Source organism: Streptomyces sp. NPDC054757 (assembly GCF_053612185.1).
Genome location: NZ_JBSHBW010000004.1, coordinates 316,674 through 338,409, shown reverse-complemented (window position 1 = coordinate 338,409; position 21,736 = coordinate 316,674). Strand labels below are relative to the sequence as shown.

Below are 21,736 nucleotides of genomic sequence, written 5' to 3'. Positions count from 1 at the left end.
ACCGTGAAGGGGGCTCGCCTATAGTTTTCGGGCGGGGGACAAGGGGCGGACGGGCTGGTGACAGGGATGGCGGACGGCTTGGCCGTGAGCACTGCGGGGCTGGCCCGGCTGTACGGGGAGCGCACGGCCGCCGGCACACCGGCGTACCAGCGGATCAAGGACCTGGTGGCGGAGCAGATCCGCAGCGGGCGCTGGCGGGAGGGCGACGCGCTGCCGTCGGAGAGCCAGTTCGTCGCCTCGCTCGGACTGTCCCGGATGACGGTCAACCGCGCACTGCGGGAGCTTGCGGCGCAGGGGCTGATCCGCCGGGTGATGGGCGTGGGCAGCTTCGTGGCCCTGGCCAAGGGGAGTTCGGGCCTGGTCGAGGTGCAGAACATCGCCGAGGAGGTCCGCCGCCGGGGCCACCGCTACGGCGCCCGGGTGCTGTCGGTCCGCGCCGAGCCCGCCGACCGCAGGGCAGGCGCCGAACTCGGGGTCGCCGCCGGGCGACCCGTCTTCCGCTCCCGGGTCCTGCACAGCGAGAACGGCGTGGTCATCCAGCTGGAGGACCGCTACGTCAACCCGGCCTTCGCGCCCGGGTATGCGGAGCAGGACTTCACCGAGCGGACTCCGTTCGCCTTCCTCTCCGCTGTCGCACCGCTCGACCGCGGGGAGCACATCGTGGAGGCGGTGCTGCCCGACGCCGAGGAGTGCGCCCTGCTCGGCGTCGCCGCGTCTGAGCCCTGCCTGCTCGTCCACCGTCGTACCTGGTCGCGGGGTGCCCTGGTGAGCATCGCGCGCCTGCTGCATCCCGGCTCGCGCTATCGGCTGGAAGGCGCCTTCGAGCCGGAGGGACCGGCCTGATCCGCCTGGCCTGTGCGAGCCACCTGACCCGTCTGGGCCGTCTGGGGTGTGCGCCCCCTCTGGGCCGTCTGGCCTGTGGGACCCGTCTGGGGCGTCTGGCCTGTGCGACCCACCTGCCCTGCCTGACCCGTCTGCCCCGCCTGGCCCGTCTGCCCCGCCTGCCCCGTCCGGGGCGTCTGGCCTGTGCGACCCACCTGACCCATCTGCCCCGCCTGGCCCGTCTGCCCCGCGGGCGCCCGGCCGGATACGGCGGACGTCAGCCGGGACGCGCCCTGCTGGAGGGCGTCGCGCACCTCGTCGGGGCCGTGCGGGCTGTGGTGGGTGTGCCAGGTGGTGCTGAGCGCCGCGACGGGGCGCCCGTGGTGGTCGAAGGCCGCCACCCCGAGCGAGCGGAAGCCCCGGGAGACCAGCTCGGTCTCCTCCGACCAGCCGCGTTCCCGGTCCCGGGCCAGCAGACCGAGCAGCTCCGTCAGTGACCGCGGCCCCTTCCCCGTACGGGTGATGAGGTCGCCGGGGCGTGAGAAGAGCGCCCGTACCTGCGCCTCGGTGGAGTGGGCGAGGATGGCGCGGCCGTTGGCCGTGAGATGGGCGGGCAGCCGTACGCCGATATCGGTGACGAGGCCGGCCTCCACATCGCCCGAACGCCCCGCGGACGGGCGTTCCTTGAGCAGATAGACCGTCTCGGCGCCGTGCAGGATCCCGAGGTGCACGGTCTGGCCGAGCCGGGCGGCGAGCGTGTGCAGCACGGGGCGGGCGAGCCGCTCCAGGGGCTCGTGGCGCAGATAGGCGGAGCCGATCTCGAAGGCGGCCATCCCGAGGCCGTACGCCTGTTCCTCCGGGAGGTAGGTGACGAATCCGCGCTCGGCGAGCACCGCGAGGATGTGGTACGCGGAGGAGCGCGGGATGCCCAGGTCGCGGGCGATGGCGGCGGTCTTCACCGGTCCCGAGCGCCCGGCCAGATGGACCAGGATGTCCAGCGCGCGGCCCACCGCGGGCGAAGTGCTCGACACCGGGCCGGTCGGTGCGGCGCCCTGCTCATTCACTCTGCTCACCCACCTTGCTCAGCCACCTTGCTCACCCACCCTGTTCACTCACTGGATCACCCCTTGACATCACCTGTATATACAGGAATATACAGGGTGCTCCCCGCGGTGCGCGGCGCTCAGGGATTCACTCAGGGGCTCCACTCACGGCTCCACTCACGGCTTCACTCACGGCTCCGGAGAGTCCCCACTCCGGCCTCCCCTCCCCCAAGCGTCCCGCACCCCCGTCACCGCTGGTCCCACCAAGGGAGGACACAGTTGTCCACCGAAAAGGCGACGCTGAGCCGAGGGCTCAACTCCCGGCACATCCGCTTCATCGCACTGGGTTCGGCCATCGGCACCGGACTCTTCTACGGGTCGTCCGAATCCATCAGAGCAGCCGGGCCTGCCGTGCTCCTGGCCTATCTGATCGGCGGCGCCGCCGTCTTCCTCGTCCTGCGGTCGCTCGGCGAGATGGCCGTACGCTCCCCGTGCGCCGGCTCCTTCGGCGAGTACGCCACGAAGCATCTCGGCCCGCTGGCCGGCTTCACCACGGGGTGGACCTACGCCTTCGAGATGGTCATCGTCTGTATCGCGGACATCACCGCGGTCGGCGTCTACATGGGCTTCTGGTTCCCCGGTGTGCCGCGCTGGATCTGGGTGCTGGCCGCCGTCCTCGTCATCGGCGCGCTCAATCTCGTCAGCGTCAAGGTCTTCGGTGAGCTGGAGTTCTGGCTCTCCCTGGTGAAGATCGTCGCCATCGCCGCGATGATCATCGGGGGCATCGCCGTGATCGTCTTCGGCCTCGGCAGCGGGAGCGAGCACGTGGGCGTGTCGAACCTCTGGGACAACGGCGGCTTCTTCGCCCATGGCGTCCACGGCTTCGTCATCTCCTTCGCCGTGGTCATGTTCGCCTTCGGCGGCACCGAGATCATCGGCGTCACGGCAGGTGAGGCGGACTCCCCGGAGAAGACCATCCCGAGCGCCGTGAACTCCATCCCGGTGCGCATCATCCTCTTCTACGTCCTGACCCTCGCCGTGATCATGTCCGTCAACCCCTGGCAGCACGTCGGCACCACGGGCAGCCCCTTCGTGCAGATCTTCACCGGCGTCGGCCTCAAGTCGGCCGCCGCCGTACTGAACGCCGTCGTCCTCACCGCGGCCCTCTCCGCGATCAACAGCGACATCTTCGCGGCGGGCCGCATGATGTTCGGCCTGGCGGAGCGCGGTCAGGGCCCCGCGGTGATGCGCAGGCTCAGCCGCAACGGCGTGCCCTGGGTGACCACCCTCAACATGATCGGAGCGCTGCTCCTCGGCGTCCTGATGAACTACCTGATGCCGGGCAAGGTCTTCCTGATCATCTCCTCGATCGCCACCTTCGCCACGGTCTGGGTGTGGCTGATGATCCTGCTGACCCAGGTGAAGGCCCGCCGGGACATGTCCCGCGATGAGCAGTCCGCGCTGCGGTTCCCCGTCCCCTGGTGGCCGTACGGGCAGATCGCCGCCATCGTCTTCATGGCCGGCGTCCTGGTGGTGCTCGGCTTCTACGGGAGCACCCGCGTCGCCCTGGTCGTCGGCGTCGTATGGCTGGCGCTGCTCGCGGGCATCCACACTCTCTGGGTGGGCCCGCGCCTCGCCGCCCGGCCGGATCCCGACTCCGCCCGGCCGGATCCCGACTCCACCGCGCAGCCGGATCCGGACTCCGCCGCCCGGCCGCGTACGGACGAGGTGGCGGCGCCCGGGACGGGGACCGCCACGGCGGGCCCGCGGTAACCGACGGGCGCCAGGACAGCCGCGTCCGGGATACCGGACCGCACGGTGCCACCCGGCCGTGTCTGGTATCCCGGACACATCTCTCCTGCCACCTGTCGCGTCTCCCCCCTGACATGCGGCTTCATGGAGACATGAACATTGTTGTAGGGATCGGCCCTCTCTCCGCCGAAGATGTCGTCTCCGTCGCACGCCACGGCGCCCGCGTCGAGCTCTCGCCGGAAGCGCTCAAGGAGATCGCACGCAGCCGCGAGGTGATCGAGGGCCTCGCCGACGACGTGGTCCCCCACTACGGCGTCTCCACCGGCTTCGGTGCCCTTGCCACCCGGCACATCCCCACCGAATCGCGCGCCCAGCTCCAGCGCAGCCTGGTGCGTTCGCACGCCGCCGGTTCGGGCCCCGAGGTGGAGCGCGAGGTGGTGCGCGCCCTCCTACTGCTGAGGCTGTCCACGCTGGCCACCGGCCGTACCGGCGTACGCACGGAGACCGCCGAGGCGTACGCGGCGCTGCTCAACGCCGGTCTCACCCCGATCGTCCACGAGTACGGCTCGCTGGGCTGCTCCGGTGACCTCGCGCCGCTGGCGCACTGCGCGCTCGCCGTCATGGGTGAGGGCGAGGTACGGGACGCGGAGGGCGTACGCAAACCGGCCGGCGAAGCACTGGCCGATGCGGGCCTCACCCCGGTCACCCTGCACGAGAAGGAGGGCCTCGCCCTCATCAACGGCACCGACGGCATGCTCGGCATGCTCGTGCTGGCCGCACACGACCTGCGGAAGCTGCTGCGCACCGCCGACATCGCCGCCGCGATGAGCGTCGAGGGCCAGCTGGGCACCGACGCCGTCTTCGCCGCCGACCTCCAGGCGCTGCGCCCGCACCCGGGCCAGGCCGACAGCGCGGCGAATCTGCGCGCGCTGATGGCCGGTTCCGGCATCGTCGCCAGCCACCGCGGCCCGGAGTGCACCCGGGTGCAGGACGCGTACTCGCTGCGCTGTTCCCCGCAGGTGCACGGCGCGGCCCGCGACACTCTCACCCACGCCGAGACCGTCGCATCCCGCGAGCTCGCCAGCGCCATCGACAACCCGGTGGTGACCCACGACGGCCGGGTGGAGTCCAACGGCAACTTCCACGGCGCACCCGTCGCCGCCGTCCTGGACTTCCTCGCCATCTCCGCCGCCGATGTGGCCTCGGTCTCCGAGCGGCGCACCGACCGCTTCCTCGATGTGGCCCGTAACAACGGTCTGAACCCGTTCCTCGCCGACGACCCGGGCGTCGACTCCGGCCACATGATCGCGCAGTACACACAGGCCGCGATCGTCTCCGAGCTCAAGCGGCTGGCCGCGCCCGCATCGGTCGACTCCATCCCCTCCAGCGCCATGCAGGAGGACCACGTCTCGATGGGCTGGTCCGCCGCCCGCAAGCTGCGCCGCGCGGTCGACGGGCTCACCCGTGTCCTCGCCGTCGAGATCTACACCGCGGCCCGCGCGCTCGACCTGCGGGCACCGCTGACCCCGGCGGCCGGCACCGGCGCGGTGCTCGGCGGACTGCGCGAAACGGTCGAGGGCCCCGGCCCGGACCGCTGGCTCGCCCCCGAGATCGAGGCGGCCGTGCGCTATGTCGCGGAGGGCGCCGCCGTGGCCGCAGCGGAGTCGGCGGTCGGCCGGCTCAGCTGACGCAGCGGCTCAGCTGACGCGGCGGCGCGGCTCACGCGGCGGCCCGGCTCACGCGGACGGCTCAGCTGAGGCGGGCGCCCGTACGGAGCGACGACGGCCGGGCGGCTCGGGCAGCCCGGCAGGCAGTAGCGGCGGCACGGGCAGCCCGGGCAGAGGCGGGCGCCCCACGCCGTACGGAGGGCCGGCACCCGGCGTGCTCACACGCTGCGGGCCGGCCCTTCCTCCATGCCCGCCGGCGCCTCCAGCACACCGCCCACCCGGCGGGTCAACTCCCTTGCGGTACGCAGGACATGGCCCGCGATCCGCTCCCGCTCCTCCAGCCCGACGGCGGCCCCCGGAAAGGTGACAGCGACGCCCGCGATCGGGTGGGCGCCGTGGTCGAGCACGGCGGCGGCGACGGAGGAGAAGCCCTCGGTGACCTCCCCCTCCTCCGTCGCGTAACCGCGCCGCCGCACCTCGACCAGCAGGTGATGGAGCGCCGACAGGGAGTTCGGCCCGGTCTCGTTACGCGAGACGAACGCCGACGCGTCGGGGAAGAGGGCGCGCACCTGCGCCCGCGAGAGCCGCGCCAGGACGGCCCGGCCACTGGCGGTGAGGTGGGCGGGAAGCCGTACCCCCACATCGCTGACCAGCGGCGCCCGGCCCGGTGCGCGCTCCTCGATCACGTACAGCACCTCGCGCCCGTGCAGCAGCGCGAGGTGCGCGTTGTGCCCGCTGCGGTCGACGAGCTGCGCGAGCGGCAGCCTGGCCAGCCGCTCGAAGGGGGCCTGCCTGCTGTAGCCCGAAGCGAGTTCGAAGGCGCTGACGCCCAGCCCGTAACGGCGCTCCTCCGTCAGATGGACGACGAAGTCCTCGCGGGCGAGCGTGTCGAGCAGGTGGTACGTCGTGGACCGGGGCAGCCCCACATCGCGGCTGATGGCGGCGGCGGGCACCGGACCGGCCTGACGTGCGAGATAGCGCAGGACAGCAAGTACCTGGGCGGCGGCGGGCACAGTGGACATGCCGCGAGCGTACGCGCGCCACGCACCGGGCCGCGCACGTCGCCGCCGTACACGCCGCCCCCGCCACGGCCGCCACCCCACCCGCCGCACCATGTCTGGGATGCCAGACAGTAGGTACGCTGCCACCGTGGCGGGACGGTCTCCGGCTGGGGCTTCATGGAGACATGGCACACGCGACCACCACCCTCGTCACGAACATCGGCAGCCTGGTCACGAACGACCCCTCGCTCGGTGCCGGCCCCCTGGGCCTGCTCCGCGACGCCGCCGTCCTGATCGAGGGCGCGGACATCGCCTGGGCCGGGCCCGCCGCCACGGCCCCGGCGGCGGACCACCGCGTCGACGCCCAGGGGCGCGCCGTCATCCCGGGCTTCGTCGACTCGCACAACCACCTGGTCTTCGCGGGTGACCGCACCGAGGAGTTCAACGCCCGTATGTCGGGCCGCTCCTACACCGCGGGCGGCATCCGCACCACCGTCGCCGCCACCCGCGCGGCGAGCGACCAGGAGCTGAGCGCTACCCTGGCCCGCCACCTCGCCGAGGCGCTCCGGCAGGGAACGACCACGGTCGAGACGAAGTCCGGTTACGGTCTCACCCCCGAGCACGAGGCCCGTGCGCTGCGGGTGGCGAGGGAGCACACGGACGAAGTGACGTTCCTGGGCGCGCACATCGTCCCGCCCGAGTACGCCGACGACCCCGCGGGGTACGTCGGTCTGGTCACCGGCCCGATGCTGGAGGCGTGCGCCCCGTACGCCCGCTGGATCGACGTCTTCTGCGAGCAGGGCGCCTTCGACGGCGACCAGGCCCGTGCGATCCTCACCGCCGGTACGGCCAGGGGCCTCATCCCCCGCGTGCACGCCAACCAGCTCGGCCACGGCCCCGGGGTCCAGCTCGCCGTCGAACTCGGCGCCGCATCAGCGGACCACTGCACCCACCTGACCGACGCCGACGTCGACGCCCTCGCCCAGGGCGGCACCGTCGCCACCCTGCTGCCCGGCTGCGAGTTCTCCACCCGCGCCGCCTACCCCGACGCCCGGCGGCTCCTCGACGCCGGCGCCACCCTCGCCCTGTCCACCGACTGCAACCCGGGCTCCTCCTTCACCAGCTCCATGCCCTTCTGTATCGCCATCGCCGTACGGGAGATGGGCATGACCCCCGACGAAGCCCTCTGGGCCGCCACCGCCGGAGGAGCCCGCGCCCTGCGCCGCGACGACATCGGCCGCCTCACCCCCGGCGCCCGCGCGGACCTCGCCCTCCTCGACGCCCCCTCCCCTGTCCATCTCGCCTACCGGCCCGGCGTACCCCTGATCTCCGCCGTGTGGCAGGCGGGCCGGCGCCACCCGGGCACCGCGTGAACGGCGGCCCGCCGCGCGCCGCACGACCGCATGACCACGTGACCGCCTGACCGAGGACCGCAGGACCGCACGACCGCACGACCGCACGACCGCACGACCGCACGACCGCACGACCGCACGACCGCACGACCGCACGACCGCACCCGAAGGGAACCACTCAGATGGTCGACCAGGCAGCCGCCACCGGCAGAGAGCTGCGCGTGCTCCGGGCGCACAACCGGGCGCAGGCGCCCTGGAAGAACGGCGGCGGCATCACCCGCGAGGTCGCCGCAGGACCTGCCGGGGCCGGTCTTGACGACTTCTCCTGGCGGGTGAGCCTGGCCGAGGTCGGGCAGGGGGGACCGTTCTCCTCCTTCGCCGGTGTGGACCGGGTCATCGCCCTCGTGGAAGGGGCCGGGATGGAGCTCACGGTCGACGGATTCCCGCACCCGGTCGCCGCCCCCTTCCGGCCCTTCGCCTTTCCGGGGGACGCGACCACCACCTGCCGCCTCATCGGCGGCCCCCTCGTCGACTTCAACGTCATGACACGGCGCACCGAGGCCACGGCCCAAGTCCACTTCGCCTGTGCGGACTTCGCCCCTGAAGACTTCGCCCTCTCCCCCCGTCAAGGGGAGCTGATCCTCGTGATCGCCCTGCTGGGCACGGTGACCTTCGACGAGCCGGGCGTGACCCTCGGCCGTTTCGACGCGGCCCTGCTCTCCGGCGGGGGCGCCGGGGCGGATGCCGGGGCGGGCGGCGGCTGGGACATCGGCCAGGACACCGACCCGGGCATCGGCCGTGAGCCGGCTCCGGCCACCGGCCGGGGAATCCGTCAGGTGCGGGTCGAAGGAGCTGCGGCGATCGTCACCCTGACCCCCGTCCCCGGCTCGTCCGGCCTGTGACCGGTGGGAACAGCCGTGCAGGCACCCGGGCGCGCCGACATCGCCGGCCCCGTCGCCGCCCGTCTGCGGCAGTTGATGGAGGGCCACCGGCCGACCCCCGCCCAGCAGCGCATCGCGGACAGTATGCTGCGCCGCCCGGCCGACGTACCGTTCCTCTCCAGCGTCGCGCTGGCCGGTCTTGCGGGTGTCAGCCAGCCGTCCGTCACCCGGTTCGCGGTGGCGCTGGGCTTCGACGGCCACCCGGCCCTGCGGCGCCATCTGTGGGAGGCCGTCACCGGCGGGCCGGGACCGGCTGCCACCACCGCGAACGCCTACCAGACGCTGGTCAGGGCCGAGATCGACAACCTCCGCGAGCTGACCAACGCCCTCGCCGACCCGGCGTCCGTCGTCCGCGCGGGCCGTCTGCTCGCCGCCTCCCGCCCGCTGCTGGTCCTGGGCCTGCGGGCCGCCGCCGCCCAGGCCGCCGACTTCGACCGTCTCGCCCGTACGGTGCACCCCGACGTACGGCTGCTCGACCGAGGCGGAACAGAGCTGACCGACCGCATCGACGACGCCGTGCGCACCGGCGCATCGGCACTGCTGTGTTTCGCCCTGCCCCGGCACCCGCGCGAGGTGGTCGACGCCCTCGCCTACGCGCAGGGGGCCGGTCTGACCGTCGTCACCGTCACCGACAGCGCCTTCGGGCCCGTCGCCCCCCACACCGACCTGCTGCTGCCCGCCGCGGGCACGGCCCGGCGGTTCGAGACCGGCTGCGCCACGGTGCTGCTCGGCCGCGTTCTGCTCCGGGCCGTCCACCAGGCACTCACCGGGGGCGCGTCACCCGCACCGAGTACGGAACCCACCACCAACCAGCCTTCCTGGCAGTCTTCCTGACAGGCCATCACCCATACCACCCGAAACGCTCGGCGATCACCGGCAGCCGGTCCGCGACGATGGCGTGGGCGGCAGCCCGCGGCGTCGTTCCGTCGGCAGCGGACCGGGCGAGCACCTGGTCGACCAGCGCCCGCATCGACCGCCGGATGTGGGCGAACGCCTCATCCGCGTCGGCTCCGATGTCACCGAAGAGCGTCCACCACCACCACGCGTTCGTGGCCGAGTTGACGACCACATCGGGCAGGACAGCGACACCGCGCTCCGCGAGCAGGGCCTCCGCATCGGGCCGTACGGGCATATTGGCCGCCTCGACGATCCAACGCGCCCCGATCCGTGTCTGGTTGGCCGCATCGATGGCGTACGAGACAGCCGCCGGCACAAGCACATCGGCATCGACAGCCAGCCAGGCATCCCGCCCCGGCAGCTCCACATCGCCGGGACCGAGCGCGGTACGGTCCACCGTCCCGTAGGCGTCGCGCGCGGACAGCAGCGCCTCCACATCGAGCCCGGCGGGGTTGGCGACCGTGCCCCTGACATCGGCCACAGCCACGATCCGCAGACCGGCAGCGGCGAGAAAACGGGCGGTCGCCCCGCCCATCGTGCCGAGCCCCTGCACCGAGACCCGCGTCCCCTCGTACGGGTCGCCCGCGCGGTCCAGGACCGCCAGCACCGATTCGGCGACCCCGCAGCCGCCCGCCAGTTCACCGAGCCCGATCCCGTCCACCTCGACCGCGAAGGCGTCCGCCAGCCGCTGCCGGGCCGCAGGCTCGTCGTCGAGGAGGGGGTAGACGGCCTGGACGGAGGAGACGAGTCCCGCATCGGCGGCGGCTCTGTCCACGTCGTCCTGGCTCAGCCCCAGATCCTCACCGGTGGTCCAGAACCTCTCGATGTACGGCCGCATGGCCCGCAGATACCGCACCAGGATGCCGTAAGCGTCGGGGCTGCGCGGGTCGCAGTCGATACCGCCCTTGGCGCCGCCGAGCGGGAGGTAACGGGCCGTGGGGTCGTCGCCGTTGAAGTGCAGGGCCTCCTTCATGGTCATGCCCCGTGCCAGCCCGGCGACCTCGTCGAGCGTGCAGCCCTCCCGCATCCGCAGACCGCCGCTGGACACACCGCGCACCAGCCGGTCGACCACCAGGTGGCCCCGGCGGCCGGTGACATGGTCGGTCCAGGTCAGCGAGATCAGCGGGGCGGGCGGCTCGGACACGGTGCCTCCTGGGACGACGTACGACGGCGGAGTCAATCTACTGAACCGCCAGTCAGCATGCCGGACCGGTCCCGGACAGGCCGGACCCGTCAGGAGAGGGCCCGGACCCGTCAGGAGAGGACCGGACCCGTCAGGAGAGGACCGGACCCGTCAGGAGAACGGAATGCCGTCGCCGCGGCCGGTCACGCCGGGCCGGGTGTTCAGCGACCACATGTGCGTACACCGAGGGCACTGGAGGTGGACGACCGGCCCCCTGTTGGAGATCAGATAGCGCCAGTGCTCGAAGCAGTTGCGGCGCGAGGCGCAGGTCGCGCAGTGGCGGGCGTCGTCGCAGACCGGACAGGCCACCCAGGCACGCCGCCCGGAGTCCGCCTGCGGATCAATGGGCAGCCGCACGGCCCGGCCCCTCCCCCGGCAGAACACCGGCCGCCACCAGCATGTCGTAGGTACGCTGCTGCTCCGCGTCCAGGCCCGAGTACAGCAGGGCGTACGCCTCGTCCTCACCCCGGAGCGCGGCCACCGGGTCCCAGTCGGAACCGAGCGCGGCCATGACCTCGGTCCGCCGCCTGACCTCGTCGAGGGTCAGGTCGACAGCGAAGGGGGTGAGGTCGGCGGCGCCGTCGGTGTTGTCCTGGTTCTCGGTGTTGTCCGGGTTCATGGCGAGACTTCCGATGAGCTGGCAGTTCACCACCATCTGTACCAGGCACCGAGGGCCCGAGGGAAGGGTGACCTAAGTCGCCCCGGACACCCCGGACGGCGCCCGGCCGGGGCGACCGGCGGACCGCACTCGGGCCCACGTCCGGATCCGCAGCCGGAGGAAGGCGGTTGCCCCCGTCGAGGAGCGCCGCACGGACCGGCCCGACCGGGACAGGCACCCATGGCACCCGTGGCACCTGTGACGTACTTCATGGCCCACCGGCCACAGGCTGAGCCGCCGCCTCACTTCCCCGTGACCTGTGTCCGTACCGCCCCCATGCTCGCCACGATCACCAGCGCGATGGCCAGCGCGTCCACGGCGGAGAGCGCCTGGTGCAGGACGAGGAAACCGGCCGTCGCCGCGATGGCCGGTTCCAGGCTCATCAGGACCGCGAAGGTCGACGCGGGGAGCCGGCGGAGGGCGAGCAGTTCCAGGGTGTACGGGAGTACGGACGAGAGCAGGGCCACCGCGGCGCCCAGCCCGAGTGTGCTCGGGACGAGCAGCTTCGAGCCCGCGTCCGCGATGCCCAGCGGCAGCATCAGCAGGGCCCCCACCGTCATCGCCAGCGCAAGACCGTCCGCGCGCGGGAACCGGGCGCCGGTGCGGGCGCTGAAGATGATGTACGCGGCCCACATCCCGCCCGCCGCGAGCGCGAACGCCACACCCACCAGGTTCAGACCGCCGAAGCCACCACCGCTCAGCAGCACCACCCCGCAGAGGGCGAGACCGGCCCACAACAGGTTCACCAGCCTGCGTGAGGCGATCACCGAGAGGGCGAGCGGGCCCAGCACCTCCAGGGTCACGGCCGCGCCCAGCGGGATACGGTCGGCCGCCTGGTAGAAGAAGCCGTTCATTCCGGCCATGGCGACCCCGAAGACCAGGACGGTGCCCCAGTCCGTCCGTGAAAGCCCGCGCACCCGGGGCCGGCACACGACGAGCAGCACGACCGCGGCGACGGCGAGCCGCAGCGAGACCACACCGAGCGCCCCGGCCCTCGGCATCAGCCAGACCGCCACGGCCGCCCCGAACTGCACCGAGATCCCCCCGGCCAGCACAAGCCCGAGCGGCCCGAGCCGACCGCGCAGCCCGGCGGGCCCGGATCCGGCGTCGGCGACCGGGACGGCGTCGGCCACGGCGGAGGGTTCGGTCAGCGCGGCGTCGAGGGCCTTGGCGTCGGCGGGGGCGATCGGATCCATGCCGTCCACAGTAAGGGCCCGCCACAAGGCCCCGGCCTTACCGCCCGTCGGCAACCCCGCCCCCGCTCACCACATCGAGGGAACCGGGCACACTTTCCTACCGTGCCCCTGTACCGGGCAGTACTCTGCGGCGGGTCCGGACAGGGAGCAGGAGAGGGCGCGGAGTGCAGGGTCTGCCAGGGCTGGATCAGGTAACCGGGCTGCTGCCCCCGGGCCGCTACGCGGCCGGTATCGACCAGTTGCACGCGCGATTCGTCGCCTCACCGGACTTCGCCGAATCGGCGACGCGGAAACAGCTGTGGGCCGAATGGGAACAGCACCGTCTCATTGTCGACGCGGTGACGGGCGGGGTATCCAGGCTGTGGCTGGGCGGGAGCTTCGTCAGCGGCAAACTCGATCCGGGCGACATCGACGTCACCTATCTGCTGCGCGCCCAGACATTCGACCGCCTGGACCGTGAGTCCCTCGCCTCGCTCGACGAGCTCACCGACAGAGCGTGGTGCGTGAAGCACAACATGCGCATGGACGCCTATCTCGTCCGGCTTCCGGAGGACGTGTCTTTCTGGCAGCTGATGCCGAGCCTTTTCACGCCACTCACCAACGATTCGTTCCGCGACATCGGGCTTTACGATGAGGACTGGCAATACGCCCGGAATTCGTCCCCGTCCGATAGTGAAGCCGACCGGCTGCGCCGAGGATATGTGGAGGTGCTGCTGTGACGGCTCAGGCTCCATTCCCGGACCCGCAGGACCGGGCAGCCGTACTGCGGTGGATGCGTGAGAACAGGCAGCGCGAGGGCGACCGGCCTGTTCCCGGGACTCCGGAGGAGTTCGCCGCTGTACAGCGCGAACGGTTGTTGCGCCGCGAGGACCTGCCCGGCACGCCGGCGACACGACGCCGTATGGACGTGGCGCTGACCGGTCCTTCCACCTCCGCCCACGAGGTGCGAGCGTCCGTGCTGGGCCCTTTCCTCGCCAACCTCCAGGAGTCGGTCTCGGCTGTCGCTCAGGCGCTGACCGGGCGGCCGACGAACGCCGCATCGATTCCCCGGCCCATTCGTGACATGACCGCGCTGAGCGCGGCTGCGCTGTTCCCGTCGTCGTTCGGAGTGGTCCTCTACGGACCGGAACGGGAGATCACACAGGACAGCCTCTTCCCCGGGCTTCTCGGAGACCTGCCCACCGTCCTTGACGATGCTGTCGGCACCGTTCTGGACGTGGTGGACCTGTCCGAGAACACCGGCCGGTCCGACGAACGCCTGGACGAACGGCTGGTACCGCTGGGTCAGCGCGCGATGAAGCACATCGGCGCGCTGACCGCCGGGCTCACCGACGCGGAGCTGGGGCTGCGTCTGACCTGGTACGCGGAAGGGGGCCGGTCCCGGCACAGCCAGTGGACGCCCGAGGGTGCCCGGCGGGTGCGCTACCTCTGTGAGCAGAGCGAGTTTCAGGCTCCGGAGATTCTGTCCGTCACCGGGTGGCTGGGCAGCGCCAGCGCGCTCCGGGGCACGGTCGAGATCCGCACCGACGGTGGGGAGATCATCCGGGCGCGCACGGACGAAGAGATCACACCACGGCTCGGCACCTACTTCGGCAATCGTGTGGAAGCCGATGTGGAGGTGACGGCCGTCCGCTCGGCCGGAGGCCGTGAGCGCAGAAACTACGCAGTCGTGGCCCTGCGGAACACGTAGCCCCACCCGTCGGTGGGCGGGGGGCGAAACCTTCGTGCCTGGCCCGTCCCGCCCCACCATTCACGCCTCGTCCAGCCCCTCCGCCAGCACCTCCGCCAGATGCCGGGCGGGCCGGCCGCCCCGCCCGGAGAGCTGTTCCAGCTGGGTGCGGCAGGAGAAACCGTCCGCGAGGATCTCCGTTCCGGGGGACGCTGCCCGTACCGAGGGCAGCAGCTGTTCCTCGGCGCAGGCGACCGACACCTCGTAGTGGCCGTTGCCGCGTTCGAAGCCGAAGTTGCCCGCGAGGCCGCAGCAGCCACCGCTCAGTTCGCCCGTCAGGCCCGCCTTGGTGCGCAGTCGGCGTTCGGCCGCGTCGCCCAGGACCGCGTGCTGGTGGCAGTGGGTCTGGCCGGCCACCTCGCGGGCGAGCACCGGGGGCCGCCACTGCGGGGCCTGTTCCTCCAGGGCCTGGGCGAAGGTCCGTACCGCAGCCGCCAGGCGGTGGGCGCGCGGGTCGTCCGCCAGCAGTTCCGGCAGGTCGGTCCTGAGGGCGGCGGCGCAGCTCGGTTCCAGTACGACGACGGGCAGCTCCGCTTCGAGCAGCGGCTCCACCCGGTCGAGCGTGCGGCGCAGCACCGTGCGGGCCCGGTCCAGCTGGCCGGTGGTCACATAGGTCAGCCCGCAGCACACCCCGTCCGGCGGAAGGGCGATGCCGAGCCCCGCCGACTCCAGGACCCGCACTGCGGCCCGGCCCACCTGCGGCGCGAGATGGTCGGTGAAGGTGTCGGGCCACAGCACGACCCGCGCGGGCGGCTGTACCCGGGTGCCGAACCACCGGCGGAACGTCTGCGGCGCGAGCACCGGGATGGTCCGCTCGGGGGCGATCCCACCGAGCCGTCCGGCGAGCGAGGCCAGCGGGGCCACCCGGGCCAGGGCGTTCACCGTGCGGGCGTACGGCGCGGCCATCCGCAGCCACTGGGGCAGCCGGCCCATCGTGTAGTGCGCGGCGGGCCGGATGCGGCCCGCGTAGTGGTGGTGCAGGAACTCCGCCTTGTACGTGGCCATGTCGACGCCGACCGGGCAGTCGCTGCGGCAGCCCTTGCAGGAGAGGCAGAGGTCGAGGGCGTCGCGCACCTCGGTCGAGCGCCAGCCGTCCGTCACGACCTCGCCCGCCAGCATCTCGTGCAGCAGCCGGGCGCGCCCGCGCGTGGAGTGCTGCTCGTCGCCGGTGGCGCGGAACGACGGGCACATGACGTCGGCCCCCGGCGCCTTCTCCGTACGGCACTTGGCGACGCCGACACAGCGGCGTACGGCGGCGGAGAAGTCGCCCCGGTCGGCGGGGTAGCCGAACTCCACGTCCACCGGTCCGGACGGCAGGACGGCGAAGCGGAGGTTCTCGTCGAGCCGGTGGGGGCGGGCCAGCATGCCGGGGTTCATGCCGCCCGCCGGGTCCCAGATGTCCTTGAAGCGGCCGAAGAGCGCGACCAGTTCGTCCCCGTACATCTTCGGCAGCAGTTCGGCGCGTGCCTGTCCGTCGCCGTGTTCGCCGGAGAGGGAGCCGCCGTGCGCGACGACCAGCCCGGCCAGTTCGCCGGAGAAGGTACGGAAGCGGGCGACGCCGCCGGGGGTGAGGAGGTCGAAGTCGATCCGTACATGGATGCAGCCGTCGCCGAAGTGGCCGTACGGCGTGCCGCGCAGCCCGTGCGCGGCGAGGAGCGCGCGGAAATCGCGCAGATACGCGCCGAGCCGGGCGGGCGGCACCGCGCAGTCCTCCCAGCCGGGCCACGCCTCCGCGCCGTCCGTGGTGCGGGTCGCGGTGCCGCTGGCGTCCTCACGGATCCGCCACAGGGTGCGCTGGGCCGCCGGGTCGTCGATGACCAGCGCGTCCAGCGCGTCGGCCGCGCGCACGATCTCATGGGCCCGGGTGCGGGCCGCGGCCGGGTCGTCGCCGCCTGTCTCGACGAAGAGCCAGGCGCCGCCGCGCGGCAGCCCGGCGGGCTCGCGCACCAGGTCGGCGGCCATGCCCTCGACGGTCAGCGGGTGGTACGGGAGCAGCCCGGCCGCCGCGTCGGCGGCGTCGCTCTCGTGGGCGTAGCCGAGGACGGCGAGCGCCCGTGCGCGGGGCGCGTCGACCAGCCGTACGGTCGCCTCGGTCAGCACCCCGAGCGTGCCCTCGCTGCCGCAGAAGGCGCGGGCCAGGCCGGTGCCGTTCTCGGGGAGCAGGGCGTCGATCGCGTACCCGGAGATCCTGCGCGGCAGACCGGCCGGGTAGCCGGTGCGCAGCAACGCCAGGTTCGCTTCGACGAGTTCGCGCAGTCCGGGCGGTGCGCCGTCCCAGCCCCGGCCGATGCGGTGGGTGCCGCCCCGGTAGGCGGCGGTGGTCAGCCCGACGACGTTGTCGGCCGTGGTGCCCCAGGCGACCGAGTGCGAACCGCAGGCGTTGTTGCCGATCATCCCGCCGAGTGTGCAGCGGTTGTGGGTGGAGGGGTCGGGGCCGAAGGTCAGGCCGTACGCACCGGCCGCCGCGCGCAGTTCGTCGAGGATCACCCCGGGCTGGACGACGGCGGTCCCGGCCTCCGGGTCCAGCGAGACGATCGCGCGCATGTGCCGGGTGAAGTCGAGGACGACCCCGGTGCCGGTGGCCTGGCCCGCGATGGACGTACCGCCGCCGCGCGGCACCACGGGTACGCCGTGGGCGCGGCACACGTCGAGCGCGGCCGCCACGTCGTCGGCGTCCCGTGGGGCGACGACGCCGAGGGGGACGCGGCGGTAGTTGGAGGCGTCCATCGTCATCAGGGCGCGGGCGGTGGAACCGAATTCGACGTCTCCGCGCACACAGCGGCGCAGCGCCCGCTCCAGTTCGCCGGCGGGCGGGCCGGTGCCGGGGCGCTTGCCCGGACGGCTGCCGGGGCGACTGCTGGAATGGGCAGCCGGACCATCGCCCGGACGGCCACCCGGGCCGCCACCCGGACGGGCGCTCCGACCGCCGTCCCGGCCGTTCCGCTCTCCGTTTACCTGCCCGTCACGGTGCTCGCCCATGGTCTACGCATGCCCCTGTGCACAATGTGTACCTGAGTCAACAATTTCCACACCTGCAACTTCCCAAACCGATCACCAACCCTCATATAGTTGACAGGCGTTACGCATGACTCACTGCATTCCTTTGGCTTACTTACTCCACTCCTGACCGCTTTACCCCACTCTCACCCCTTCTGACCCATCCGTCCATGAGGACTCCGCCAGATGACAGAGCGCCCCCCGCTCCGCCCGACCGCGCTGGCTCTGCTGATCTCCGTGATCGCTTCGGGCCTGCTGTGCGTCTGGGCGGTGGCCGCAGCCCCCGACTCCATACGCACCCCGCTCGCCTGGTGCTCGGCCGGGGCAGCCCTGCTGTTCAGCGCCGCCGTCGCCACCGCCGTCCACGCGGTCGCGTACGCCAGCAGAACATCGCGGACCCTCCGCGCCCAGATCGACCAACTGAGCGTGGAGAACTCGCAGTTCGGCGCGCGGGCCGCCCGTCTCACCGCCGAGTACGAGAGCCGGACCGCGCAGCTCACCGCCGCCCACGAGGCGAAGACAGCCGAGCTGACCGCGCAGCGTGAGGCCATCGCCGCCGGACTCACCGCCGAGTGCAACACCAGGACCGCCGAGCTGAACGCCCGGATCAGCCGCGCCGAGTCCGTACGCTCGGCCGCCCTGTCAGCGGCGGCCAACGCCGCCGGACGGATGCAGGCCCTGGCCACCGGCATGCTCGCCGACCTGCGTGAGATGGAGCACCGGCACACCGACGAGGACGTTCTCGGCGATCTGCTGCACCTCGACCACCGCACCGCGCAGGCGGGCCGGCTGGCCGACTCCATCGCCGTCCTGGCAGGGGCCCGCTCCGGGCGCCGCTGGGCGAAGCCCATCGTCATGGAGTCGATCCTGCGCGGCGCGATGGGACGGATCGCGGGATACCAGCGGGTACGGCTCCACTCGACCAGTGAGATCGCCATCGCGGGCCACGCGGCCGAGGGCATCATGCACGCACTCGCCGAACTCCTGGACAACGCGGCCAACTTCTCGCCGCCCACCGCCGAAGTGCATGTGTACGTCGAAGAGGTACCGGCCGGGGTGATCCTCACCATCGAGGACAGCGGTCTGGTCATGAGCGACGTCCAGCTGCGTCGCGCCGAACGGGCCGTCACGGCGGAGACCACCCAGCAGACCGACCTCGCCGGACTCTCCGGGACCAGGCTCGGCCTCGCGGTCGTCGGGCGGCTGGCCCGCAAGCACGGGCTGACCGTGTCGTTCCGCCCGTCGGCGCGCGGCGGCACCGGTGTCCTGGTGCTCCTCCCGCACGAGCTGATCACCCGCACCCCCCGGCCTGCCGTGCCCGCACCGCTGGCCGCACCGCCCCGGGCCGTACCGCCCCAGCACACCAGGGCTGCGGACCCGCCGACCGCCGATGCTCCCCCGGCCGCGCCGGAAGCCCCGGCCCCGCTGCCCACACGCTCACCCGCGCCGGCGCCCGTACCAGCGCCCGCGCCGGAACCCGGGCACGGGACCTCGTACGGCCCCTCGGCCCCGACCGGCCCCGCGTCCACCGCGACGTCACCAGCGACGCCCCCGGAGGCCGCCGCCCCCACGGCGCAGCCCACCCCCGCGACCGCCCCGGCCCCCGGCTCCGAGCCCGAACCCGCCCACTCGGCAAGTGAGTTCGGCGAGAGCGGCCTCCCCAAGCGGCGGCGCGGCCAGACCCTGGCGGCTGCGCATCCGGGAGGCACCCATATCCCGGGCTCCGCCAAGCCCGTCGACTCGACCTCGTCCACGACATCCGCCGCCAGGTTCAGCGCGTTCCGCCAGGCCGTACGTGGCGATTCCCCGAACGGCGACTCCCAGAACCCGGAAGGCAGCAGCTCATGAGCACGACCACCACCGACGAGAAGCTCAACTGGCTCCTGGAGAGCCTCCTCGAGCGCACCCCGGGCGCCCGGCACGCCCTGGTCCTCTCCCGGGACGGCCTCAAGCTCTGCCGTACGTCGGCGCTCTCCGTCGACCAGGCCGACCAGCTGGCCGCCATCTCCGCCGGTATCCAGTCGCTCTCGCACGGCGCGTCGATGGAGTTCGGCGACGGCACCGGCGGCGTACGGACCGCGATGGCCGAGTTCTACGGCGGGGTGCTCTTCATCGTCGAGGCGGGCGACGGCGCCCATCTCTCCGTCGTCGCCGACGAGTCCGCCGACGTGGGCCTCATCGGGCACAACATGAGCGAACTGGTCGAGCAGCTGGGTGAACACCTCAGCGCGGAGCCGCGCGCGTGACCGCCCCGGTGCCCAGGCCCAGGCCGGGCCGTGACGACGACCCGGACCGCCTCTACACCGTCACCGGCGGGCGCAGCCGGTCCGACGCCACCGCCTTCGACCTGGTGACCCTGGTCGTCGGCGAGTGCGACCCGACGCCCGGCATGCAGTCGGAGCACGCCACGATCCTGCGGATGTGCGGCCGCCCCACAGCCGTCGTCGAGATCGCGGCCGGGCTGAAGCTGCCCGTGTCCATCACCCGGATCCTGCTCTGCGACCTGCTCGACACGGGCCGGATCAGCGCCCGCCACCCGCGCACCGCACGCGGCGCCGACAGCCTTCCCGACCCTCACATCCTGGAGCAGGTGCTCGTTGGACTCCGCAGCCTCTAACCAGAACGCCCTGGCCGGCACCGCCGACAACGGTCTCAAGATCGTCATCGTCGGCGGGTTCGGCGCCGGGAAGACCACCATGGTCAGGTCCGTCAGCGAGATCCGCCCGCTGAACACCGAGGAGACCATGACGCAGGCGGGGGCGGCCGTCGACAACACCGACGGGGTGCAGGCCAAGACCGCCACCACCGTCGCGTTCGACTTCGGCCGCATCAGCATCGACGAGCGGACGATCCTCTACCTCTTCGGCGCGCCCGGCCAGGAGCGCTTCTGGTTCCTCTGGGACCGGCTGTTCTCCGGCACGCTCGGCGCCGTCGTCCTGGTCGACACCCGCAGACTCGCCGACTCCTGGTACGCCATCGACCGCCTCGAACACCACGGCACACCGTTCATCGTGGCCTGCAACGACTTCGGCGGCCCGGTCCACTCCCTGGAGCAGCTCCGTGAGGCGCTGGACCTCTCCCCCGAGATCCCGCTGATCGACTGCGACGCCCGGGACCGTACGTCGAGCAAGTACGTACTGATCACCCTCCTCCAGCACCTGCACGCCCTGTCCTCAGCGTCCTCAGCAACGTCAGCGTCCTCGACATCCGCAGCGACCTCCGCAGCGACGTCCGCACGGGAGCCAAGCACCACATGACCACCGACACCCCGCCCACCCCGCTGAGCGGCCCGCGATTCCAGACGGACCCGGCCCAGCTCTACCGGGAGATGCGACGCGCGCACGGACCGGTGGCCCCGGTGCTGCTCGACGGCGACGTACCGGCCTGGCTGGTCCTCGACTACCGCGAGCTGCACCAGGTCACCGCCGACCCGGTGCTCTTCAGCCGGGACTCCGAGCTGTGGAACCAGTGGGACAGCATCCCCGCCGACTGGCCGATGCTGCCGATGATCGGCCGTAAGCAGCCGTCGATCCTCTACACCGTGGGCGAACGGCACCGCGAGCGCGCCGCGATGATCGGCGACGCGCTGGAGTCCGTCGACCCCTTCGAACTGCGGCGCGTGGCCGAGCAGTTCGCGGACGAGCTGATCAACGCCTTCTGCGGCAGGGGCGATACGGACATCATCGGCCAGTACGCGATGCTGCTGCCGGTCCGGGTGCTCGCCCGGCTGTACGGATTCCCCGACGACGAGGGCCCGGCCCTGGTCAAGGCGATGAACGACATGATCGACGGCCGTGAACTGGCCCTGGCGGGGCAGCAGCACCTCGGGCGGTCGATGATGAACCTGCTCATCGCCCGGCAGGAGTCGCCGGCCGAGGACGTCGCCTCGCACATGCTGGCCAACGAGGCGGGCTTCACCGTCGAGGAGATCGCCCAGGACCTGATGGTCATGATGGCGGCAGGCCACCAGCCCACCGCCGACTGGATCGGCAACTCACTGCGGCTGATGCTGACCGACGACCGGTTCGCCGCCTCGCTCTCGGGCGGCCGGCACAGCGTCGCCGAGGCGATGAACGAGGTCCTCTGGGAGGACACCCCCACCCAGAACGTCGCGGGCCGCTGGGCCTCGCGCGACACCCACCTCGGCGGCCGGCACATCCAGAGCGGCGACATGCTGCTCCTCGGTCTCGCCGCCGCCAACGCCGACCCCCAGGTACGCACCGACGGTTCGGCCCTGACCGGCGGCAACAACGCCTTCTTCTCCTTCGGCCACGGCGAGCACCGCTGCCCGTTCCCGGCCCAGGAGATCGCGGAGGTCGTCGCGCGTACGGGGATCGAGGTCATCCTCGACCGCCTCCCCGACGTCGACCTCGCGGCCCCCGGCGAGAGCCTCACCCAGCGCCCCTCGCCCTGGCTGCGCGGCCTGTCCACCCTGCCCGTCATCTTCACGCCGGTTCCCGCGCTGTGAGCCGAAGACCCGCGCAGCGCGGCCGTACCC

20 protein-coding genes are annotated in these 21,736 nt (G+C 72.5%); 13 read left to right on the top strand and 7 right to left on the bottom strand.

Annotation, left to right across the window (positions count from 1 at the left end; genetic code table 11):
- Window positions 1-84 precede the first annotated feature (84 nt).
- Window positions 85-843, top strand: coding sequence for a histidine utilization repressor (gene hutC, locus ACWGKJ_RS08580; protein ID WP_385022557.1), 759 nt, complete (start codon window positions 85-87; stop codon window positions 841-843).
- Here the strand turns inward: hutC and ACWGKJ_RS08575 are convergent.
- Window positions 801-1,895 carry an IclR family transcriptional regulator gene (locus ACWGKJ_RS08575; protein ID WP_385022430.1) on the bottom strand — a complete coding sequence of 365 codons (1,095 nt, stop codon included), beginning with the start codon at window positions 1,893-1,895 and terminating at the stop codon, window positions 801-803. The genes hutC and ACWGKJ_RS08575 overlap by 43 nt on opposite strands.
- Before the next feature lie 249 nt (window positions 1,896-2,144).
- On the opposite strand from ACWGKJ_RS08575, the gene ACWGKJ_RS08570 reads away from it, so the two are divergent.
- Together ACWGKJ_RS08570 and hutH are read left to right on the top strand one after the other, a co-directional pair.
- Window positions 2,145-3,638, top strand: coding sequence for an amino acid permease (locus tag ACWGKJ_RS08570; protein ID WP_385022433.1), 1,494 nt, complete (start codon window positions 2,145-2,147; stop codon window positions 3,636-3,638).
- A gap of 131 nt (window positions 3,639-3,769) precedes the next feature.
- Window positions 3,770-5,305 carry a histidine ammonia-lyase gene (gene hutH / locus ACWGKJ_RS08565; protein WP_385022436.1) on the top strand — a complete coding sequence of 512 codons (1,536 nt, stop codon included), beginning with the start codon at window positions 3,770-3,772 and terminating at the stop codon, window positions 5,303-5,305.
- A gap of 197 nt (window positions 5,306-5,502) precedes the next feature.
- Here the strand turns inward: hutH and ACWGKJ_RS08560 are convergent, their stop codons facing one another.
- On the bottom strand, window positions 5,503-6,306 hold the full coding sequence (locus tag ACWGKJ_RS08560; RefSeq protein WP_385022440.1) for an IclR family transcriptional regulator: 804 nt from the start codon (window positions 6,304-6,306) through the stop codon (window positions 5,503-5,505).
- Window positions 6,307-6,470: 164 nt separating this feature from the next.
- Here ACWGKJ_RS08560 and hutI point away from each other — a divergent pair, with 164 nt between their 5' ends.
- The 3 genes from hutI (at window position 6,471) to ACWGKJ_RS08545 (ending at window position 9,412) form a co-directional block, all read left to right on the top strand.
- Entirely contained in the window at window positions 6,471-7,658 is a 1,188-nt protein-coding gene (hutI, locus tag ACWGKJ_RS08555) for an imidazolonepropionase (RefSeq protein WP_385022443.1), read from the top strand.
- A gap of 161 nt (window positions 7,659-7,819) precedes the next feature.
- Window positions 7,820-8,539: a HutD/Ves family protein gene (locus tag ACWGKJ_RS08550; RefSeq protein ID WP_385022446.1), complete on the top strand. Its 720-nt coding sequence runs from the start codon at window positions 7,820-7,822 to the stop codon at window positions 8,537-8,539.
- A 75-nt stretch (window positions 8,540-8,614) separates the two neighbouring features.
- A complete protein-coding gene (locus ACWGKJ_RS08545) occupies window positions 8,615-9,412 on the top strand; it encodes a MurR/RpiR family transcriptional regulator (protein WP_385022560.1) in 798 nt (265 codons plus the stop codon).
- A 7-nt stretch (window positions 9,413-9,419) separates the two neighbouring features.
- Here the strand turns inward: ACWGKJ_RS08545 and ACWGKJ_RS08540 are convergent, their stop codons facing one another.
- The 4 genes from ACWGKJ_RS08540 to ACWGKJ_RS08525 form a co-directional block, all read right to left on the bottom strand.
- Entirely contained in the window at window positions 9,420-10,619 is a 1,200-nt protein-coding gene (locus ACWGKJ_RS08540) for a Glu/Leu/Phe/Val dehydrogenase dimerization domain-containing protein (protein ID WP_385022449.1), read from the bottom strand.
- Between the two features lie 150 nt (window positions 10,620-10,769).
- The gene (locus tag ACWGKJ_RS08535) at window positions 10,770-11,015 is read right to left on the bottom strand and encodes a hypothetical protein (protein WP_385022452.1); all 246 of its coding nucleotides are present in this window, start codon (window positions 11,013-11,015) and stop codon (window positions 10,770-10,772) included.
- Window positions 10,999-11,277, bottom strand: a complete 279-nt coding sequence (locus ACWGKJ_RS08530) for a DUF6400 family protein (protein WP_385022563.1) — start codon at window positions 11,275-11,277, stop codon at window positions 10,999-11,001. Before ACWGKJ_RS08530 ends, ACWGKJ_RS08535 begins: the two co-directional genes overlap by 17 nt.
- Window positions 11,278-11,558: 281 nt before the next feature.
- Complete coding sequence (locus ACWGKJ_RS08525; protein ID WP_385022455.1) at window positions 11,559-12,512, bottom strand: EamA family transporter; 954 nt, start codon at window positions 12,510-12,512, stop codon at window positions 11,559-11,561.
- A 164-nt stretch (window positions 12,513-12,676) separates the two neighbouring features.
- Between ACWGKJ_RS08525 and ACWGKJ_RS08520 the strand changes: the two genes are divergently transcribed.
- Window positions 12,677-13,231, top strand: a complete 555-nt coding sequence (locus ACWGKJ_RS08520) for a DUF6932 family protein (protein ID WP_385022458.1) — start codon at window positions 12,677-12,679, stop codon at window positions 13,229-13,231.
- A gap of 53 nt (window positions 13,232-13,284) precedes the next feature.
- Window positions 13,285-14,202 carry a hypothetical protein gene (locus ACWGKJ_RS08515; protein WP_385022460.1) on the top strand — a complete coding sequence of 306 codons (918 nt, stop codon included), beginning with the start codon at window positions 13,285-13,287 and terminating at the stop codon, window positions 14,200-14,202.
- 60 nt (window positions 14,203-14,262) lie between these two features.
- Here ACWGKJ_RS08515 and ACWGKJ_RS08510 read toward each other — a convergent pair whose 3' ends face one another.
- A complete protein-coding gene (locus ACWGKJ_RS08510) occupies window positions 14,263-17,220 on the bottom strand; it encodes an FAD-binding and (Fe-S)-binding domain-containing protein (RefSeq protein WP_385022463.1) in 2,958 nt (985 codons plus the stop codon).
- Between the two features lie 204 nt (window positions 17,221-17,424).
- On the opposite strand from ACWGKJ_RS08510, the gene ACWGKJ_RS08505 reads away from it, so the two are divergent.
- From ACWGKJ_RS08505 to ACWGKJ_RS08485, 5 genes are read left to right on the top strand one after another with little or no spacing between them, the layout of a single operon-like run.
- Entirely contained in the window at window positions 17,425-19,086 is a 1,662-nt protein-coding gene (locus ACWGKJ_RS08505; RefSeq protein WP_385022466.1) for a sensor histidine kinase, read from the top strand.
- Complete coding sequence (locus tag ACWGKJ_RS08500; protein ID WP_385022469.1) at window positions 19,083-19,484, top strand: roadblock/LC7 domain-containing protein; 402 nt, start codon at window positions 19,083-19,085, stop codon at window positions 19,482-19,484. The genes ACWGKJ_RS08505 and ACWGKJ_RS08500 overlap by 4 nt, the downstream gene beginning before the upstream one ends.
- Window positions 19,481-19,855, top strand: coding sequence for a DUF742 domain-containing protein (locus tag ACWGKJ_RS08495; protein WP_385022472.1), 375 nt, complete (start codon window positions 19,481-19,483; stop codon window positions 19,853-19,855). The genes ACWGKJ_RS08500 and ACWGKJ_RS08495 overlap by 4 nt, the downstream gene beginning before the upstream one ends.
- A complete protein-coding gene (locus tag ACWGKJ_RS08490; protein ID WP_385022475.1) occupies window positions 19,836-20,495 on the top strand; it encodes a GTP-binding protein in 660 nt (219 codons plus the stop codon). The genes ACWGKJ_RS08495 and ACWGKJ_RS08490 overlap by 20 nt, the downstream gene beginning before the upstream one ends.
- Window positions 20,492-21,706, top strand: coding sequence for a cytochrome P450 (locus ACWGKJ_RS08485; protein ID WP_385022478.1), 1,215 nt, complete (start codon window positions 20,492-20,494; stop codon window positions 21,704-21,706). Before ACWGKJ_RS08490 ends, ACWGKJ_RS08485 begins: the two co-directional genes overlap by 4 nt.
- The last annotated feature ends 30 nt before the right edge of the window (window positions 21,707-21,736 follow it).